Source organism: Brevundimonas sp. EU05-FHT14B11 (assembly GCF_058790835.1).
Genome location: NZ_JBYTCY010000001.1, coordinates 349,332 through 365,761 on the forward strand (window position 1 = coordinate 349,332; position 16,430 = coordinate 365,761).

16 protein-coding genes are annotated in these 16,430 nt (G+C 68.5%); 4 read left to right on the forward strand and 12 right to left on the reverse strand.

Annotated elements, in window-relative coordinates:
* Positions 1-24: 24 nt before the first annotated feature.
* From leuS to holA, 3 genes are read left to right on the forward strand one after another with little or no spacing between them, the layout of a single operon-like run.
* Positions 25-2,577 (forward strand): leucine--tRNA ligase, encoded by a 2,553-nt coding sequence (gene leuS / locus AC3WRV_RS01740; protein ID WP_492311920.1) that lies wholly within the window; start codon positions 25-27, stop codon positions 2,575-2,577.
* Positions 2,578-2,582: 5 nt separating this feature from the next.
* Positions 2,583-3,068 (forward strand): LPS assembly lipoprotein LptE, encoded by a 486-nt coding sequence (gene lptE, locus AC3WRV_RS01745; protein ID WP_492311921.1) that lies wholly within the window; start codon positions 2,583-2,585, stop codon positions 3,066-3,068.
* Positions 3,065-4,117: a DNA polymerase III subunit delta gene (gene holA, locus AC3WRV_RS01750; protein ID WP_492311922.1), complete on the forward strand. Its 1,053-nt coding sequence runs from the start codon at positions 3,065-3,067 to the stop codon at positions 4,115-4,117. The genes lptE and holA overlap by 4 nt, the downstream gene beginning before the upstream one ends.
* Here holA and AC3WRV_RS01755 read toward each other — a convergent pair.
* The 8 genes from AC3WRV_RS01755 to AC3WRV_RS01790 all read right to left on the reverse strand — a co-directional run bounded on the left by AC3WRV_RS01755 (position 4,114) and on the right by AC3WRV_RS01790 (position 10,885).
* Positions 4,114-4,299, reverse strand: a complete 186-nt coding sequence (locus tag AC3WRV_RS01755) for a hypothetical protein (protein ID WP_291834794.1) — start codon at positions 4,297-4,299, stop codon at positions 4,114-4,116. The two genes, holA and AC3WRV_RS01755, sit on opposite strands and share 4 nt — an antisense overlap.
* A gap of 4 nt (positions 4,300-4,303) precedes the next feature.
* Complete coding sequence (locus tag AC3WRV_RS01760) at positions 4,304-4,936, reverse strand: class I SAM-dependent methyltransferase (RefSeq protein WP_492311923.1); 633 nt, start codon at positions 4,934-4,936, stop codon at positions 4,304-4,306.
* A gap of 1 nt (position 4,937) precedes the next feature.
* Positions 4,938-5,825, reverse strand: a complete 888-nt coding sequence (locus AC3WRV_RS01765) for a ParB/RepB/Spo0J family partition protein (protein WP_492311924.1) — start codon at positions 5,823-5,825, stop codon at positions 4,938-4,940.
* A 26-nt stretch (positions 5,826-5,851) separates the two neighbouring features.
* Positions 5,852-6,667: a ParA family protein gene (locus AC3WRV_RS01770; protein ID WP_291834803.1), complete on the reverse strand. Its 816-nt coding sequence runs from the start codon at positions 6,665-6,667 to the stop codon at positions 5,852-5,854.
* Complete coding sequence (rsmG, locus tag AC3WRV_RS01775) at positions 6,651-7,223, reverse strand: 16S rRNA (guanine(527)-N(7))-methyltransferase RsmG (protein WP_291834805.1); 573 nt, start codon at positions 7,221-7,223, stop codon at positions 6,651-6,653. Before rsmG ends, AC3WRV_RS01770 begins: the two co-directional genes overlap by 17 nt.
* 53 nt (positions 7,224-7,276) lie before the next feature.
* Positions 7,277-9,145, reverse strand: coding sequence for a tRNA uridine-5-carboxymethylaminomethyl(34) synthesis enzyme MnmG (gene mnmG / locus AC3WRV_RS01780; RefSeq protein ID WP_492311925.1), 1,869 nt, complete (start codon positions 9,143-9,145; stop codon positions 7,277-7,279).
* A gap of 68 nt (positions 9,146-9,213) precedes the next feature.
* A complete protein-coding gene (gene mnmE, locus AC3WRV_RS01785; RefSeq protein ID WP_492311926.1) occupies positions 9,214-10,521 on the reverse strand; it encodes a tRNA uridine-5-carboxymethylaminomethyl(34) synthesis GTPase MnmE in 1,308 nt (435 codons plus the stop codon).
* A 136-nt stretch (positions 10,522-10,657) separates the two neighbouring features.
* On the reverse strand, positions 10,658-10,885 hold the full coding sequence (locus AC3WRV_RS01790; RefSeq protein ID WP_291840869.1) for a DUF6489 family protein: 228 nt from the start codon (positions 10,883-10,885) through the stop codon (positions 10,658-10,660).
* Positions 10,886-10,948: 63 nt separating this feature from the next.
* Between AC3WRV_RS01790 and AC3WRV_RS01795 the strand changes: the two genes are divergently transcribed.
* The gene (locus AC3WRV_RS01795; protein ID WP_492311927.1) at positions 10,949-11,938 is read left to right on the forward strand and encodes a quinone oxidoreductase family protein; all 990 of its coding nucleotides are present in this window, start codon (positions 10,949-10,951) and stop codon (positions 11,936-11,938) included.
* Positions 11,939-11,996: 58 nt separating this feature from the next.
* Here AC3WRV_RS01795 and rho read toward each other — a convergent pair whose 3' ends face one another.
* From rho to hemE, 4 genes are all read right to left on the reverse strand, one after another.
* Positions 11,997-13,409, reverse strand: a complete 1,413-nt coding sequence (rho, locus tag AC3WRV_RS01800; protein WP_492311928.1) for a transcription termination factor Rho — start codon at positions 13,407-13,409, stop codon at positions 11,997-11,999.
* Between the two features lie 216 nt (positions 13,410-13,625).
* Positions 13,626-14,096 carry a CopD family protein gene (locus AC3WRV_RS01805; protein ID WP_492311929.1) on the reverse strand — a complete coding sequence of 157 codons (471 nt, stop codon included), beginning with the start codon at positions 14,094-14,096 and terminating at the stop codon, positions 13,626-13,628.
* Positions 14,093-15,139: a ferrochelatase gene (hemH, locus tag AC3WRV_RS01810; RefSeq protein ID WP_492311930.1), complete on the reverse strand. Its 1,047-nt coding sequence runs from the start codon at positions 15,137-15,139 to the stop codon at positions 14,093-14,095. Before hemH ends, AC3WRV_RS01805 begins: the two co-directional genes overlap by 4 nt.
* Positions 15,136-16,182 carry a uroporphyrinogen decarboxylase gene (gene hemE / locus AC3WRV_RS01815; protein ID WP_492311931.1) on the reverse strand — a complete coding sequence of 349 codons (1,047 nt, stop codon included), beginning with the start codon at positions 16,180-16,182 and terminating at the stop codon, positions 15,136-15,138. The genes hemH and hemE overlap by 4 nt, the downstream gene beginning before the upstream one ends.
* Positions 16,183-16,430 lie beyond the last annotated feature (248 nt).

Consider the following 16,430-nt stretch of genomic DNA (forward strand, 5'->3'; position numbering starts at 1 on the left):
TCAGGAGCAGCCTCAAGGATTCCCGTGGCCCGCTACGAGCCCAAGACCGCCGAACCCCGCCAGCAGGCCCGCTGGGCGGCCGCCGACGCCTTCCGCACCCCGACCCAAGGCACCGGAAAGCCGAAATACTATGTGCTGGAGATGTTCCCCTATCCGTCGGGGAACATCCACATGGGCCACGCCCGCAACTACGTCATGGGCGACGTGGTCGCGCGCTCCAAACGGGCCCAGGGATTCGACGTCCTGCATCCGATGGGCTGGGACGCCTTCGGCCTGCCCGCCGAGAACGCGGCCATCGAGCGCGGCGTCCATCCCGGCGACTGGACCTGGTCCAACATCGCCGCCATGCGCGAACAGCTGAAGCTGCTGGGCCTCTCGCTGGACTGGTCGCGTGAGTTCGCCACCTGCGACCCGGCCTACTACGGCAAGCAGCAGGCCTGGTTCCTGGAGCTGTTCAAGCGCGGCCTGGTCTATCGCAAGGACTCGGTCGTCAACTGGGATCCGGTCGACAACACCGTCCTGGCCAATGAGCAGGTCGTCGACGGCCGCGGCTGGCGCTCGGGCGCGATCGTCGAGAAGCGCAAGCTGAACCAGTGGTTCCTGCGCATCACCGATTACGCCGACGACCTGATCGAGGGTCTGAAGGAACTGGAAGGCCGCTGGCCCGACAAGGTCCGCCTGATGCAGGAGAACTGGATCGGCCGCTCCAAGGGTCTGCAGATGACCTGGGCCTGGGCCGGGGACGCCCCCGCCGGCGCGCCCGACGGTCTGGAGATCTACACCACCCGCCCGGACACCCTGTTCGGCGCCAGCTTCATGGGCATCGCCGCCGACCACCCGGTCGCCCGCGCCCTGGCCGAGACCAACCCCGACGCCGCCGCCTTCGTCGCCGAATGCCGCAAGGGCGGCTCGACCCAGGCCGAGATCGAACAGGCCGAGAAGATCGGCTTCGACACCGGTCTGAAGGTCCGGCATCCGTTCGACGGCCGCGAGGTCAGCGTCTGGATCGCCAACTTCATCCTGTCCGACTACGGCACCGGCGCCATCTTCGGATGTCCCGCCCATGACCAGCGCGACTTCGAGTTCGCGACCAAGTACCAGCTGCCGATCATCCCGGTTGTGAGACCTGACGGTGCCGGTGATGATTTCGTCGTTGGAACAGAGGCTTACACGGGCCCCGGAACCATCTTCCAGTCGGACTTCCTGGACGGTCTGGAAATCGAAGCGGCCAAGGCCGCGGCCATCGCCCGCATCGAGGCGGCCGGCCAGGGCGAGGGCAAGACCATCTATCGCCTGCGCGACTGGGGCGTCAGCCGCCAGCGCTACTGGGGCTGTCCGATCCCCATCGTCCACTGCGCGTCCTGCGGCGCCGTGCCCGCCGCCGACCTGCCCGTGGAGCTGCCCAAGGACGTGACCTTCGACACGCCCGGCAATCCTCTGGACCGCCATCCGACCTGGAAACACGTCAAATGCCCGTCGTGTCACGGTGATGCGACCCGCGAGACAGACACGCTGGACACCTTCGTGGATTCCAGCTGGTATTTCGCCCGCTTCACCGATCCGACGGCGGCCGAGCCGATCTCGCGCGACGCGGCCGACCACTGGCTGCCGGTCGATCAGTACATCGGCGGCGTCGAGCATGCGGTGCTTCACCTGCTCTACGCCCGCTTCATCAGCCGCGCCCTGAGCGACGCCGGCCTGATGACGGTCAAGGAGCCCTTCGCCGGCCTCTTCACCCAGGGGATGGTGGTCCACGAGACCTACCGCCGCGCCGACGGCGCCTGGGTCGAGCCGACGGACGTCGAGCTGTCCAACGACAACGGCGTCCGCTCGGCCCGCCAGCTCTCGACCGGCGAGACCCTGACCATCGGCGACATCGAGAAGATGTCGAAGTCCAAGAAGAACGTCGTCGCGCCGCAGGAGATCGTCGAGACCTATGGCGTCGACGCCGGACGCCTGTTCGTCCTGTCCGACAGCCCGCCCGAGCGCGACGTGCAATGGACCCCCGGCGGCGTCGAGGGCGCCAGCCGCTTCGTCCAGCGCGTCTGGGCCGAGATCGAGGGCTACGACCCCGCGTTCGCCGGCGAGGCCGGCGCGAACGCCGCCCTGCTGCGCGAGACCCACAAGGCCATCAAGGCCGTGTCGGAAGGCATCACCGGCTTCCGCTTCAACTCGGCCATCGCCAAGCTCTACGCCTTCGTCGCCACCGTGCGCGATCACCAGACGGCGGGCGGCGACGCCCGGCGCCAGGCCCTGTCCGCCCTGCTGCGTCTGGTCGCTCCGTTCACCCCCCACCTGGCCGAGGAAGGCTGGACGCGGCTGGGCGAAGAGGGGATGATCCTCGACGCGCCCTGGCCGGAATACGATCCGGCGCTGGCGGCCGACGACGAGGTCACCCTGCCCATCCAGGTCAACGGCAAGCGCCGCGGCGAGATCCGCGTCGCCCGTGGACTGGAGCCGGCGGCGGTGGAGGCCATCGTCCTGGCCGATCCGGACGTTCAGGCGCGGCTGGAGGGTCTGACCGTGAGAAAGATCGTCGTGGTCAAGGATCGGATCGTCAACGTGGTGGTCGCCTGATGAGAATGCTCGCACCCCGCGGCTTGGCGTTGGCGCTTGTCGCATCACTGGGACTGGCCGGTTGCGGCTTCACGCCGCTGTATGGCGACGCCGGCGCCGGGACGTCGCTGTCGCGCATCGCCGTCACCACCCAGGATGACCGCTTGGGCTACCGCGTCCGCGAGCAGCTCGAGGACGCCCTGGGGCGCGACGGGTCGCAGACGCCCCTGTGGCGTCTCCAGACCACCCTTGAACAGTCGCGCCGCCCCATGGGCCGGCGCATCGACGACACCGCCACCCGCTATGAGCTGACTGTGCGCGGGACCTGGACCCTGACCCCGACGACCGGCGGCAACCCCGTCACCGGCGTCGAGACCGTCACCACTACCTACGCCGCGGCCGACCAGCCCTACGCCGCCATCGCCGCCCAGCAGGACGGTGAGGAGCGTGCGGCGGCCGAACTGGCGCGCCTGATCCGGCTGGACCTCCTCAGGACCCTGTCCGCCCCGTGATCCTGTCGAAGCGGCCCGAGGTCGATCGCTTCCTGAAGTCTCCGGACAAGGGCGTTCGCGCCGCCGTCATCCACGGCAAGGACCGCTCGGGCGTGGCCGAACGGGCCGAGATCCTGTGCAAGGCGATCACCCCGGACCTCAACGACCCCTTCAATGTCACCGTCCTGACGGACAGCGATATCGACGGCGACGAGGTCCGGCTGGATGAGGCCCTGACCGCGCTGAGCATGATCGGCGGACGCCGGCTGGTGCGGGTGCGTCTGTCGGCCGAGAAGGCCTCGATCGACAAGATGTTGGCGGCGGCGCTGAAATCCCACGCCGCCGGCGATTTCAATCCCGACTGCATGCTGGTCATCGAGGCCGGGGCCCTTGGCCGTGACTCCGCCCTGCGCAAGGCCGCCGAGGCCGATAAGGGCGCCGTGGGCATCGCCTGCTACGAGGACGAGACCGGCGACGTGGCCCGGATGACGCGCGAAGCCCTGGCCGCCGACAAGGTCGGCCTGACCCAGGACGCCCTGGACCGTTTTGTCGCCCGCCTGCCCCGCGAACGCGGCCTGATGCGGCAGGAGATCGAGCGGCTGGTGCTCTACATCGGCCCGGGCAGCGGCCACAGCATCGACACCGCGGAGCTGGAACTGCATCTGGGAGTCGAACCCGACGCCTCGCTGCAGGACGCCGCCCTGCAGGCCTTCGGCGGACGCCCCGGCCCCGCCCAGTCCGGCCTTCGGCGCGCCCTGGCCGAAGGTGAAAGCCCTGTCATGGCGGTGAGACAAGCGTCGATCCACCTCGGAAAGCTCCGCAGGATCAATGTCTTGCAAACGAACGGGGCGAACGCCAAGGAGGCCGCCAAGGCCGCGGGCGTGTTCTGGAAACAGGAGGCGGAAATGCTCCGCCAGGCCCGCAGCTGGCGTCTGGACGACCTCGACAAGGTCCTGGACAGCGTCAACGCCGCCGACATCGCCACCAAGACCACGGGCTCGCCCGACCAGCTGATCGCCGAACGCCTGCTGCTGGAGATTTCGTCGCGCGCCAGAAGGCTGGGGCTTTAGCCCCGCTTCGACGCCTTGCGGAAGGCCGGCTTGTTCGCCGCCGCGCTTTGACGGGCCATGGTCTTTTCGGCGTGCTGGGCGGGTTTGAAACCGCCCGCGGACGGCGCGCCGCCTCCGGCCTTCTTGGCGGCCAGCGCCTTCTTCATCGCTTCAGCGGTCGGATTGGTCGGCTTGTCGGTCATGGCCTCAGTCTGACACGCCGCGCCGCGCCGTCCAAACTCTTGCCCCCTCATCTCGATCAGATGTGAGCGCGACCTCCTCGATCTCGACCAGTCCGGCCTGTTCCAGCCCGGCGCGATACTCCGCAGGCTCCAGACTGGCGTGATACAAGGGCTGATCCATCCATTCTCCCAGGACCACGCCCCGTTCAGGTCCCCCGATGAACATGAGCACGCCGCCGGGCCGCAGGTGTCGGGCGTAGACCGCCGCCATCGCGCCTTGAGCCTCCGCGGTCAGATGAAAGGCGCTGAACCAGGCCAGAACGCCGTCAAACCGGCGGCCCAGGTCCAACCCGCGCATGTCGTCCACCCGCCACTCATGCTCCGGAAAGGCGGCCTGGCAGCGCGCGATCAGACCCGGCGAGGCGTCCACGCCCGTCAGGCGGAAACCGCGCCCGATCAGCCAGTCCGCGATCGGCCGCCCGGAGCCGCACCCCAGATCCAGCACCTCCGCGCCCTCGGGCAGGGCCGCCGCGTAGCGTTCCAGATGAGGGCGCTCATCCGCGGTCGGCGGTCCGTCGCGCATCCGGGCCCAGTCGTCGGCGTGCCGGCTGTAGAGGCCGATGATCGCCTCGGCCGCCGCCTCGACCGGATCCGTCATCTCAGCCGCGCATCAGCCGGCGGCACAGGTCGTCCAGCTGTTCCAGCGTGCCGTAGCGGATGGTGATCTCGCCCTTGCCGTCCTTGTCGACCAGCTGGACCTTCAGGCCCAGGGCGTCGGCCAGATCCTGCTCCAGCGCGGCAACGTCGGCCGAGCCTTCGCCCTGGGCGCGTACGGCCTTCGCCTTGACGGGCTTGGGACCCTCGGCGGCGCGGCGCGCCAGCGCCTCGGCCTGACGGACGTTCAGTCCGCCGTTGACGATTTCATTGGCCAGCTCGACCGCATTTGGCGACCCCACCAGGGCCCGGGCGTGGCCGGCGCTCATCTTGCCGTGCCGCACGTACCACAGCACCTCTTCCGGCAGCTGCAGCAGGCGCAGGGTGTTGGCCACATGGCTGCGGCTCTTGCCGACGATACCGGCGACCGCGTCCTGGGTGCGGCCGAAACGCTCCATCAGCTGGCGATAGGCGTCGGCCTCTTCCAGCGGGTTCAGGTCCGCGCGCTGGACGTTCTCGATGATGGCGACCTCGAACACCTCGACGTCGTCCATCTCGCGCACGACGATCGGCACCTCGGTCAGGCGGGCCAGCTGCGAGGCGCGCCAGCGGCGTTCGCCGGCGATGATCTGCCAGACGCCGTCCTCGCCGGGCTGCGAGCGCACCAGGATCGGCTGCAGCACGCCTTTGTCGCGGATCGAGGCGGCCAGTTCCTCGAGGATGTCCGGTGTGAAGATCTTGCGCGGCTGATCCGGATTGGGTTTCAGGCTCTCGATCGGCGCCAGGCGCACGCCCGCGGGCGTCGCCGTCCCGTCGACCGGCACGGCTTCGCCGGCCTGCTCTCCCAGAAGGGCCGACAATCCCCGGCCCAGGCCGCGCTGACGTTCGCTCAAGATACTGATTCCGTTCTTCTAATTATTCAGGCAGCGACTTGCAGGCGACGTTTGCGCTCGCGCGCCACCACCTCCCGCGCCAGCCGCAGATAGGCCTGGCTGCCGGCGCATTTCAGATCGTAGATCAGCGCCGGCTTGCCGAAGGACGGCGCCTCGGCGACCCGCACATTGCGCGGAATGACGGCGTCATAGACCTTTTCGCCGAAGTGGGCGCGCACGTCGTTGGCCACCTGGCCCGACAGCGCGCTGCGGCGGTCGTACATGGTCAGGACCAGGCCCTGGATCTCCAGCGACGGGTTCAGGCTTTGGCGGACCATGTCCACCGTCTTCATCAGCTGCGTCAGCCCCTCCAGAGCGAAGAACTCGCACTGCAGCGGCACCAGCACGGCGTCCGCGGCCGCCATAGCGTTCAGTGTCAGCAGGTTCAGCGACGGCGGGCAATCGATCAGGACATAGTCATACCGGGTCTGACCGTCCCTCCCCTGCCCCGCCAGAGCGTCGCGCAGGCGGAAGGAGCGGCGATCGGCCTGACTCAATTCGATCTCGACGCCCGACATGTCCGCGTCGGCCGGAATGATGTGCAGCCCCGGCACTGAGGTCTGCACGGCGGAATCGTCCACCGAACGGCCGTCTACGATCACGTCGTAGATGGTCACCCGGCGTGTTTCACGTGGAACACCCAGCCCCGTCGACGCATTGCCCTGCGGATCCATGTCGACGATCAGCACCTTCTCGCCGATCGCGGCCAGGGCCGTACCCAGGTTGATCGCCGTGGTGGTCTTGCCGACGCCGCCCTTCTGGTTGGAAACGGCCAGAACGCGAGTCTTACCAGTTTTTGACACGGCTAATTCCCCGGACGGATACGATACGGCCGCGCGGATCGCTGCGCGAGACGGAGAGGTCGCTCTTGAATTGCCAGACCTTGCGGGCCTCGGCCACCTCAACCTCGGCCTTTTCCCCCTTCAGGAACAGCCCGCGCGCACCGCGTTGTAGATAAGGCTGTGCATAGCCGAGGAGCTTTTCCATCGGGGCCACCGCGCGAGCCGTGACCACCTCGACGGTGACCGCATTCTCCTCGGCCCGGCCGTTGATCACGGTCGCGCGCAGGGACAGGCCGTCGACCACCTCCTGCAGGAAACGGCAGCGTTTGCCGAGACTGTCGATCAGCCAGACGTGGCTCTTCTGCTCAGTCTTCAGCATAATCGCCAGCACCACGCCGGGGAAGCCCGCGCCGGCGCCGAGGTCGGCCCACATTCTGGCGCCGGGCGCCAGGTCCAGCAGCTGGGCGGAGTCCCGGATATGCCGGCTCCAGATATCCGGCAGGGTGTCCGGACCGATCAGGTTCATCACCGCATTGGCCTCGGTCAGCCGATCGATGAACCGCTGCAGATCGCCCATCTGGGCCGGCGTGGCGTTGAACTCCGCCTGGAAGGCGGCCGCATCATAAGTACTCACGCCGCGACTCCGGACGGCTTCGGCGCCTTCTTCACATGGGACAACAGGGCCGTCAGGGCGCCCGGGGTCATGCCTTCGATCCGGCCCGCCTGCCCGAGGGTGCGCGGCTGGACCATCGACAGCTTCTCGCGGACCTCGTTCGAGAGCCCGCCGATGACGGCGTAATCGAGGTCCACCGGCAGGGCCAGCGCCTCTTCCCGGCGCAGGGCCTCGGCGTCGGCGGCCTGGCGGTCCAGATAGCCGGCGTAGCCCGCGTCGATCTCGATCTGCTCGCGGACCTGCCGTGGCCAGTCGCGGATCTCAGGCCGGACCCCCTCGAAGGTCGCCAGCGTCACATCCGGGAACGACAGCAGGTCGCGGATCGAGCGGCGCTGTCCGTCGGCGTTGACCTTGATCCCCAGCTCCCCCGCTTCCTTGGGCGTGAACCGTGTTTCACGTGAAACAGCGGTCGCCTCGGCCAGCGCCGCCGCCTTTCGCTCGAAGGCCTTCGCCCGGGTCGATCCGACGATGCCCGCCTCGACGCCGATCGGCGTCAGCCGCTGATCGGCGTTATCGGCGCGCAGGGTCAGCCGATACTCCGCCCGGCTGGTGAACATGCGGTAGGGCTCGGTCACACCCTTGGTGACCAGGTCGTCGATCATCACGCCGATATAGGCCTGATCCCGGCCCAGGATCACCGGATCGGAACCGGCCGCCGCGCGGGCGGCGTTGAGACCGGCGATCAGCCCCTGGGCCCCTGCCTCCTCGTAGCCGGTCGTGCCGTTGATCTGCCCCGCCAGATAAAGCCCGGGTCGCTTCTTGACTTCCAGCGCCGCAGTCAGCTCGCGCGGATCGACATAGTCGTACTCAATGGCGTAGCCGAAGCGGAACACCTCGACCTGCTCCAGCCCGGGAATTGTGCGCAGGAAGGCCAGCTGCGTCGCGTCAGACACCGAAGTCGAGATGCCGTTCGGATAGACGGTCGGATCGTCCAGGCCTTCTGGCTCAAGGAAGATCTGGTGCGAGGTCTTGTCGGCGAACCGGACCACCTTGTCCTCGATGGACGGGCAATAGCGCGGCCCGCGCCCCGACAGGTGGCCGCCATAGACGGCGCTCTCGCCCAGGTTCTCGGCGATGATCCGGTGGGTTTCCTCGGTCGTGTGGGTCACCCCGCAGGTGATCTGCGGCACGTCGATCCGGTCGGTCAGGAAGCTGAACGGGACGGGGTCTTCATCGGCCGCCTGGCTCTCCAGCCGGTCCCATCCGATGGTCCGGCCGTCCAGGCGCGCCGGGGTGCCGGTCTTCAACCGGCCCATCTGCAAGCCGGCGCCGTACAGGTCCGCGGCCAATCCGGTGGACGGCGCCTCGCCGTGGCGGCCCGCCGGAATGCGCTGGTCGCCCTTATGAATCACCCCGTTCAGGAAGGTGCCGGTCGTCAGCACGACCGCGCCCGCCGACAGAACTGCGCCGCCGCCGGTCACCACGCCCGTCACCCGACCGCCGTCAAGGGTCAGACTTTCGGCCGTACCGGCCATCAGAGTCAGGTTCGGGGTCTGGGCCAGCTCGGCCTGCATGGCTTCGCGGTACAGGCGGCGGTCGATCTGGCTGCGGGGTCCCTGCACCGCTGCCCCCTTGGAGCGGTTCAGCAGGCGGAACTGGATGCCGGAGACATCGCCCAGCCGGCCCATGACGCCGTCTAGGGCGTCTATCTCGCGCACCAGGTGGCCCTTGCCCAGACCGCCGATGGCCGGGTTGCACGACATCTCGCCGATGGTCTCGAGCTTCTGGGTCAGCAGCAGGGTACGCGCGCCGGTGCGCGCGGACGCAGCGGCGGCTTCGCAGCCGGCGTGGCCGCCGCCGATGACGATGACGTCGAAGGAGTTCATCGCGGGGACATAGTCGAAAACGCCCCCTTTCGCCACCGGAGTCGGCGGCGTGTTTCACGTGAAACAGATCACTTCCCGATGCAGAAGGTCGAGAAGACCTCGCCCAGAATGTCCTCGACTCCGATGGCGCCGGTCACCCGGGCCAGGGCGTCCGCCGCCCGGCGCAGGTCGTCGCCCGCCATCTCCGGCGCGATATCCAGGGCGCGTCGCCCGGCCTGCACGTCGGCCAGAGCCTCCTCCAGCCGCCGCCGATGCCGCTCTCGCGTCACCGCCGGGAAGTCCGCGCCGGACAGGTCGCGCGCCAGCCGGGCCGCGATCCAGTCGTGCAGCGCCGCCATCCCCTCCCCCGTGGCGGTGCTGACCGCCAGCGCTTCCTGACCGGTGGGGGGAGGCGCACTCTCGATATCCGCCTTGGTCAGGACCAGCAAATCGCCGGGCCGAACATAGTCCGCCGCCACGCCTGCGGGGTCGCCCGGCGCCCGGACCCACAGTCGCAGCTCGGCCTGTTCCGCCCGCGCCCGCGCCCGGCGCACCCCCTCGGCCTCGACCACGTCCGCGCTGTCGCGCAGTCCGGCCGTATCCGACAGGGTCACGGCGTAGCCGCCGATGATCAGGTCGGCGTCCAGCACGTCGCGCGTGGTCCCTGCGATCGGCGTCACGATCGCCGCCTCGCGCGCCACCAGCGCATTGAACAGCGACGACTTGCCCGCATTGGTCTCGCCGATCAGGACGATGCGATAGCCCTCGCGCACCCGCTCCCCCCGGCCCGAATCCGCCAGGGCGGCCTTCAGGTCAGCGATCAGTCCGTCCAGCACCGGCCCCGCGGTCCGCGCCAGATTGTCCGGCACCTCCTCGTCGGGAAAGTCGATCTCGGCTTCGACCAGGGCCAGGGCTTTCAGCAGATCGCGGCGGAAGCCGGCGTAGGCGGCGCCCAGGGCGCCGTCCAGCTGACCCAACGCCTGCGCCGCCTGGGCCGTGGTCTCGGCGTCGATCAGGTCGGCGACCGCCTCGGCCTGGGCCAGGTCCATCCGTCCGTTCTCGAAGGCCCGGCGGGTGAACTCGCCCGGATCCGCCGGACGTAGACCCAGCGCGACCAGGGCCGCGCTGGCCGCCTCGACCACCGCCCGGCCCCCGTGCAGGTGCAGTTCGGCGCAGTCCTCGCCGGTATAGGAATTCGGTCCCGGAAAACGCAGTACCAGCGCCTGGTCGATGATCCGTCCCCCGTACGTCAGCGTTCGCAGCGAGGCCATCCGCGCCTTCAGGCCCGGCGCGCCGAGCGCGGCCAGGACGGCGTCGGTCGCGGGGCCGCTCAATCGCACGATCGCGATGGCGCCCCGTCCGGGCGGGGTGGCTAGGGCGAAGACGGTGTCGGTCATGCCGAAATCTCCTCCCCCTCATGGGGGAGGTGGCGCGGCGCGCGCGCGCCGTGACGGAGGGGGCGACAGCGGCGCGGGACGGACCCCCTCCACCGCTTCGCGGTCCCCCTCCCCCAAGAGGGGGAGGAGACCAGCATCACGGCTTGACCGCGCTTTCCATCAGACGTCGGAACTGGTCCTGGGCCTGCAGGCCGAAGCTGGTCCAGGTCTTCATCAGCTCGTCGGGCTGCATGGCCGAGATGTTGTCGTCCATTCGCTTCTTCATTTCGGCGACCAGATGCTCGTTCAGCGGAGCCACATCCGGCAGCCCCATGAAGGCTCGCGCCTCGGCCGGGGTGCAGTCGATCTCGACATTGATTTTCATGGGATCGCTCCAATCTGAACAGGACCGTTTTAGGCCGATCCGGCCGCGTAAAGGAACCCGCTCATGGCCCTCCCCTCGATCCAGCAGGCCGTCCGCTTCGACCGCACCGGAGGACCGGACGTGCTTGAGCTGGTCGAGGTCCCCGTGCCCTCGCCCGGCCCCGGGGAAATCCTGATCCGCCAAGCCGCCGTGGGATTGAACTTCATCGACATCTATCAGCGCACCGGCCTCTATCCCCTGCCCCTCCCCTCGGGTCTCGGACGGGAGGCGGCGGGCATGGTCGAGGCGGTCGGCGACGGCGTCACCCGCTTCAGGGTGGGCGATCGGGTCGCCACCGCCACCGCCCCGGTCGGCGCCTATGCGCAGTTCCACGTCCTGCCCGAGAGCGCCGCGGTCGCTGTGCCGGACGACGTCAGCCTGGAGACCGCCGCCGCCGTCATGCTCAAGGGGATGACCGCCGAGTTCCTGGTGCGCCGGACGTTTCACGTGAAACAGGGCGACGAGATCCTGCTCCATGCCGCCGCCGGCGGGGTCGGCCTGATCCTGGCCCAGTGGGCCAAGTCGCTGGGCGCGACCGTCATCGGTACGGTCGGCTCGGAAGCCAAGGCGGCCCTGGCCCGCACCCACGGCAGCGACCATGTGATCCTCTATGATCGCGAGGACGTCGCCGTTCGGGTCAAGGACCTCACCGACGGGCGGGGCGTCGCCGTCGCCTATGACTCCGTCGGCCAGTCCACTTTTGAGTCTTCCTTGGCCAGCCTGAGGAAGCGCGGGACCCTCGTCCTGTTCGGCAACGCCTCTGGCCCGGTCCCGCCGTTCGACCCCCTGCGCCTGTCGCGCGGCGGCTCGCTCTACGTCACCCGCCCGACCCTGTTCGACTATGTCGCCACCGTCGAGGAGCTCGACGCCAGCGCCGCCGCCCTGTTCGATGTCATTCGCTCGGGCGCGGTCAAGGTCGAGATCGGCCAGACGTTTCCGCTGGCCGAGGTCCGCCAGGCGCACGAGGCTTTGGCCGGTCGCCAGACCACCGGCTCGACCCTGCTCATTCCCTGACAGAAAAAAGGCCCCGGATCACTCCGGGGCCTTTTCGTATCCGTCCGGCAATCGCCGGTCAGGTGTTCATCGACTGGAAGAAGTCGCCGTTGTTCTTGGACTGGCGCAGCTTGTCGAGCAGGAACTCGATCGCGTCCTGCGGGCCCATCGGGTTGAGGATGCGGCGCAGGACATAGGTCTTCGCCAGCTGGTCCTTCGGCGTGATGAGGTCTTCCTTACGGGTGCCGGACTTGAGCACGTCGATGGCCGGGAAGATGCGCTTGTCGGCGACCTTGCGGTCCAGCACGATTTCCGAGTTACCGGTGCCCTTGAACTCTTCGAAGATGACCTCGTCCATCCGCGAGCCCGTGTCGATCAGGGCGGTGGCGATGATGGTCAGCGAGCCCCCCTGCTCCACGTTCCGCGCAGCGCCGAAGAAGCGCTTCGGGCGCTGCAGGGCGTTGGCGTCGACGCCCCCGGTCAGGACCTTGCCCGACGACGGGACGGTGGCGTTGTAGGCGCGGCCCAGGCGGGTGATCGAGTCCAGCAGGATGACCACGTCCTTCTTGTGCTCGACCAGGCGCTTGGCCTTTTCGATCACCATCTCGGCGACGGCGACGTGGCGGGTGGCCGGCTCATCGAAGGTCGAGGCGATGACCTCGCCCTTCACCGTGCGCTGCATGTCGGTGACTTCTTCCGGACGCTCGTCGATCAGCAGGACGATCAGGAAGACTTCCGGGTGGTTGCGCTCGATCGACTTGGCGATGTTCTGCAGCATGACCGTCTTGCCGACGCGCGGCGGGGCGACGATCAGGCAGCGCTGGCCCTTGCCGAGCGGGGCGACGATGTCGATCACCCGGCCCGAACGGTCCTTCAGGGTCGGGTCCTGGATTTCCATGTGGATCCGCTCTTCGGGATACAGCGGGGTCAGGTTGTCGAAGAGGACCTTGGTCTTCACCATCTCGGGGTCTTCGAGATTGATGGTGTCGACCTTCAGCAGGGCGAAGTAGCGCTCGCCCTCGCGCGGGCCGCGGACGGCGCCGTGGATGGTGTCGCCCGAGCGCAGGCCGAACCGGCGGATCTGCGACGGTGAAACATAGATATCGTCCGGACCCGGAAGATAGTTGGCGTCCGGGCTGCGGAGGAAGCCGAAGCCGTCGGGCAGGATTTCGAGCACGCCGTCGGCGATGATCTCGACTTCCTCGTCGGCCAGGGCCTTCAGGATGGCGAACAGCAGGTCCTGCTTGCGCAGGTTCGAGGCGTTCTCGACCTCCAGCCCCTCGGCGAAGGCGACCAGGTCGGCCGGCGTCTTCTCGTTGAGCTCGGCCAGGGTGATGCGGCCGTTGGGAACGATCGGCTCGCCGTCGTCATCGTCGTCCTCGTCGGCCTCCTGATCGACCATCGGCAGGTCGGCGGCGGAGACCTCGTTCGACGGCTCGTCGAAGGTTTCGGTCTCGGGCGAGGTCGGATCGGTGTCGCGGACGTCGGTCATGGGATTTCGTCTTCTGGCATGCGCGCCCGGGCGCTCGCCGGGGCGAGGTCGGGTCAGGCTGGCGATGTCTGGCCTTGCGGCCGGCAGGAAGGGCGATGGAGTCCCGCAGGGTCGATCCGGCAGGCATCGCTTTGAGAGAGGGACCGTCCGGCGAAACGCCAGGATCGGTTCGCGACCAGCGAAACCATGGTTCCGGGGGTCAGGTCAAGCGGGGCCTCAGCCCAGCGTCCACTCCGTCGTCACCGACAGCACCATGATGATGGCCAGGAGGAAGGGGATTTCATTGGTCATGCGCCAGAACCGGCCCGAATATTTCGAGGTCCCGGCCGCGATCTTCTTCCTCTGTCCGGCCAGGAAGCCGTGCCAGCCGGCCAGCAGGAAGACCCCGACAAGCTTGGTGATCATCCACGGCTGGTGGACGAAGCTCCAGTCCGCGCCCTCGCCGCTGCGCAGCCACAGCAGCCAGCCGCCGAAGACGAAGGCCAGCCCCATGGCCGGGTTGACGATGATGCGCAGCAGCCGGGTCTGCCACAGACGCAGCAGGGCCTGCATCTCGCTTTTCAGCGGCTCCGGCTTGCCGTTCTGTTCGGCGTCATAGGCATAGAGGCGGGGCAGGAACAGCATGCCCGCCATCCAGGCGATCACCGCCAGGATATGCAGGCCGCGGGCCAGGTCGTACCAGTTCACGCCGCTCTCCGGTCGCAGGTGCGCGGACAGGCCTTCCAGTCCGCGCGGCAGCCGGGACCGTGCGGCGCGACGCCGGTTCGCGCAAGCGCGCCCACGGCCGCCTCGGCCAAACCGTCGATGAAGCCCTCGTTCACCCCGACCGCCGGAACCCGCAGATAGGGGACCACGCCCAGCTTGTGGGCCAGTTCGCCGTATTCGATGTCCAGCTCGACCAGGGTCTCGACGTGCTCGGAGACGAAGGCGATGGGCGCGACCACTGCGCCGACGCCGTCCTTCGCCGCCTGTTCCAGCGCCTCGATGGTCGATGGGCCCAGCCATTTCATCGGCCCGACCCGGCTTTGATAGCAGACGGACCAATCGGTCAGGCCCGCCGCGGCCGCCACGGCGGCGCAGGTCGATTCCACCTGCTCCTGATAGGGATCGCCCTTCTTCTCGACCAGGCTCTCCGGAATGCCGTGGGCTGAGAACAGCACCCGGACCGGCTGGTTGCCCGCCTCGCCCAGCTTGCCGCGGATCGCCTCGGCCTGGGCCTCGACCCAGCCGCTGGCCTGGGGCCAGCAGCAGACGGTGCGCGCCACGCCCGATCCGGCGTAGGCGGCGTTCCAGGCCTTCAGCGAGCTCTCGCTCGTCGTGGTCGAGAACTGCGGATAGAGCGGCAGCAGCACGATCTCGTCCGGCCCGAACACCGCCACGTCCGCGGCGGTCTCCTCGGTCAGCGGAGACCAGTAGCGCATGGCGATGAAGGCCCGGACCTCATCCCGCGGCAGGCGGCGGCCTAGGGCGGCCTCCAGCGCATCGGCCTGTTTCCGGGTCTCGGGCAGCAGGGGCGAACCGCCGCCCATCAGGGCGTAATTGGCCTGGGCCGTCTTCTCGCGCCGGCTGGAGATCAACTTGGCCAGCGGCGTGCGCGCGAAGCCCGGCAGGCCGATGATGGCCGGGTCGTTGAACAGGTTGAACAGGAAAGGCTTCACCGAAGCCTGATCGTCCGGCCCGCCCAGATTGAACAGGACGACGGCGATGCGGCGGCCCTTCATCTGCGTCATTGCGCGCCGATCCGCTTCAGCACCTGCTCGACGTGGGCGACCGGCACGTCCGGCATGATCCCGTGGCCGAGGTTGAAGATCCAAGGCCCCTGCCCCCAGGCCTCCATCAGCTGATCGACCCGCCTGTCCAACAGCGGCCCGCCGGCGCGCAGCAGCAGGGGATCCAGCGCGCCCTGAATGGTCTTGATCTTCTGGACGCGTTGTCCAACCGGCAGAGGACAGGCGGTGTCCAGCGCCACGCCCTGCACCGCGACCTCGCGCGCATAGCGTTCCGCCAGCGCCGCCGAGCCCCTCGGGAACCCGATCAGGGGCGTGGTCACGCCCAGTTCGCGCACCCGCTTCACCAGCTTGATGTGCGGCTGCAGGACCAGGGTCTCGAACAGATCGTCCGGCAGGCCCTCGGCCCAGCTCTCGAAGATCTTCAGGGTCTGGGCCCCGGCATTCGCCTGCATCTTCAGATAATGGGCGGTGGCCTCGACCAGCACGTCCAGGACGCCGGCGACCTTTTCCGGCTCGGCATAGGCGTAGGTCCGGGCCTGGGCGCGCTCGCCCTTGCCGATCGTCCGGGCCTCACCGTCCAGCATATAGGTCGCAACCGTCCACGGTGCGCCCGCGAAGCCGATCAGGGCCTTAGACGGATCCAGCTGTTCGCGGACCAGGCTCAGGGTCTGTCCGATGGACTTCAGAGCCTCGCCCGCGCCTTCGGCCCTGCCCCGCATGGCCTCGACCGACGGCATGGCGCCCAGTCGCGGACCCTCGCCCGCTTCGAACCACACGTCCTGGCCCAGGGCCCGGGGGATCAGCAGGATGTCGGCGAACACGATGGCGGCGTCGAAGCCGAACCGGCGCATCGGCTGCAGGGTCGCCTCGGCGGCCTTCTCCGGATCGTGGCAGAACTCGATGAAGCCCGGGGTCGTCGCTCTCAGCGCCCGGTACTCCGGCAGGTATCGTCCGGCCTGACGCATGAACCACACGGGCGGACGAGACGTCGTCTCGCCGGCGAGGGCCCTGAGGAACAGCGGAGTGTCGGAAGAGGTCGTCATGTGACCGTCGGCTTACCGGGGGGCGAGGACAGGCTCAAGCCCGACCCGTGTCGCACCCCTCCCCTTCTTATAAATCGAATTGATTTAAGGGTTGAAGGAAGTGGCTAGGGCCCGGGATGGCGGGGACAAGTGGGTGAAATGCACCGTTTCCGGAGCGGTTGTCCGCATTCGGTCACAGGCTGATCGACAGACCGAGTCTGCCCTGTCGATACCGGGGATAACCCTTAACAAGACCTTAACATCGGGAG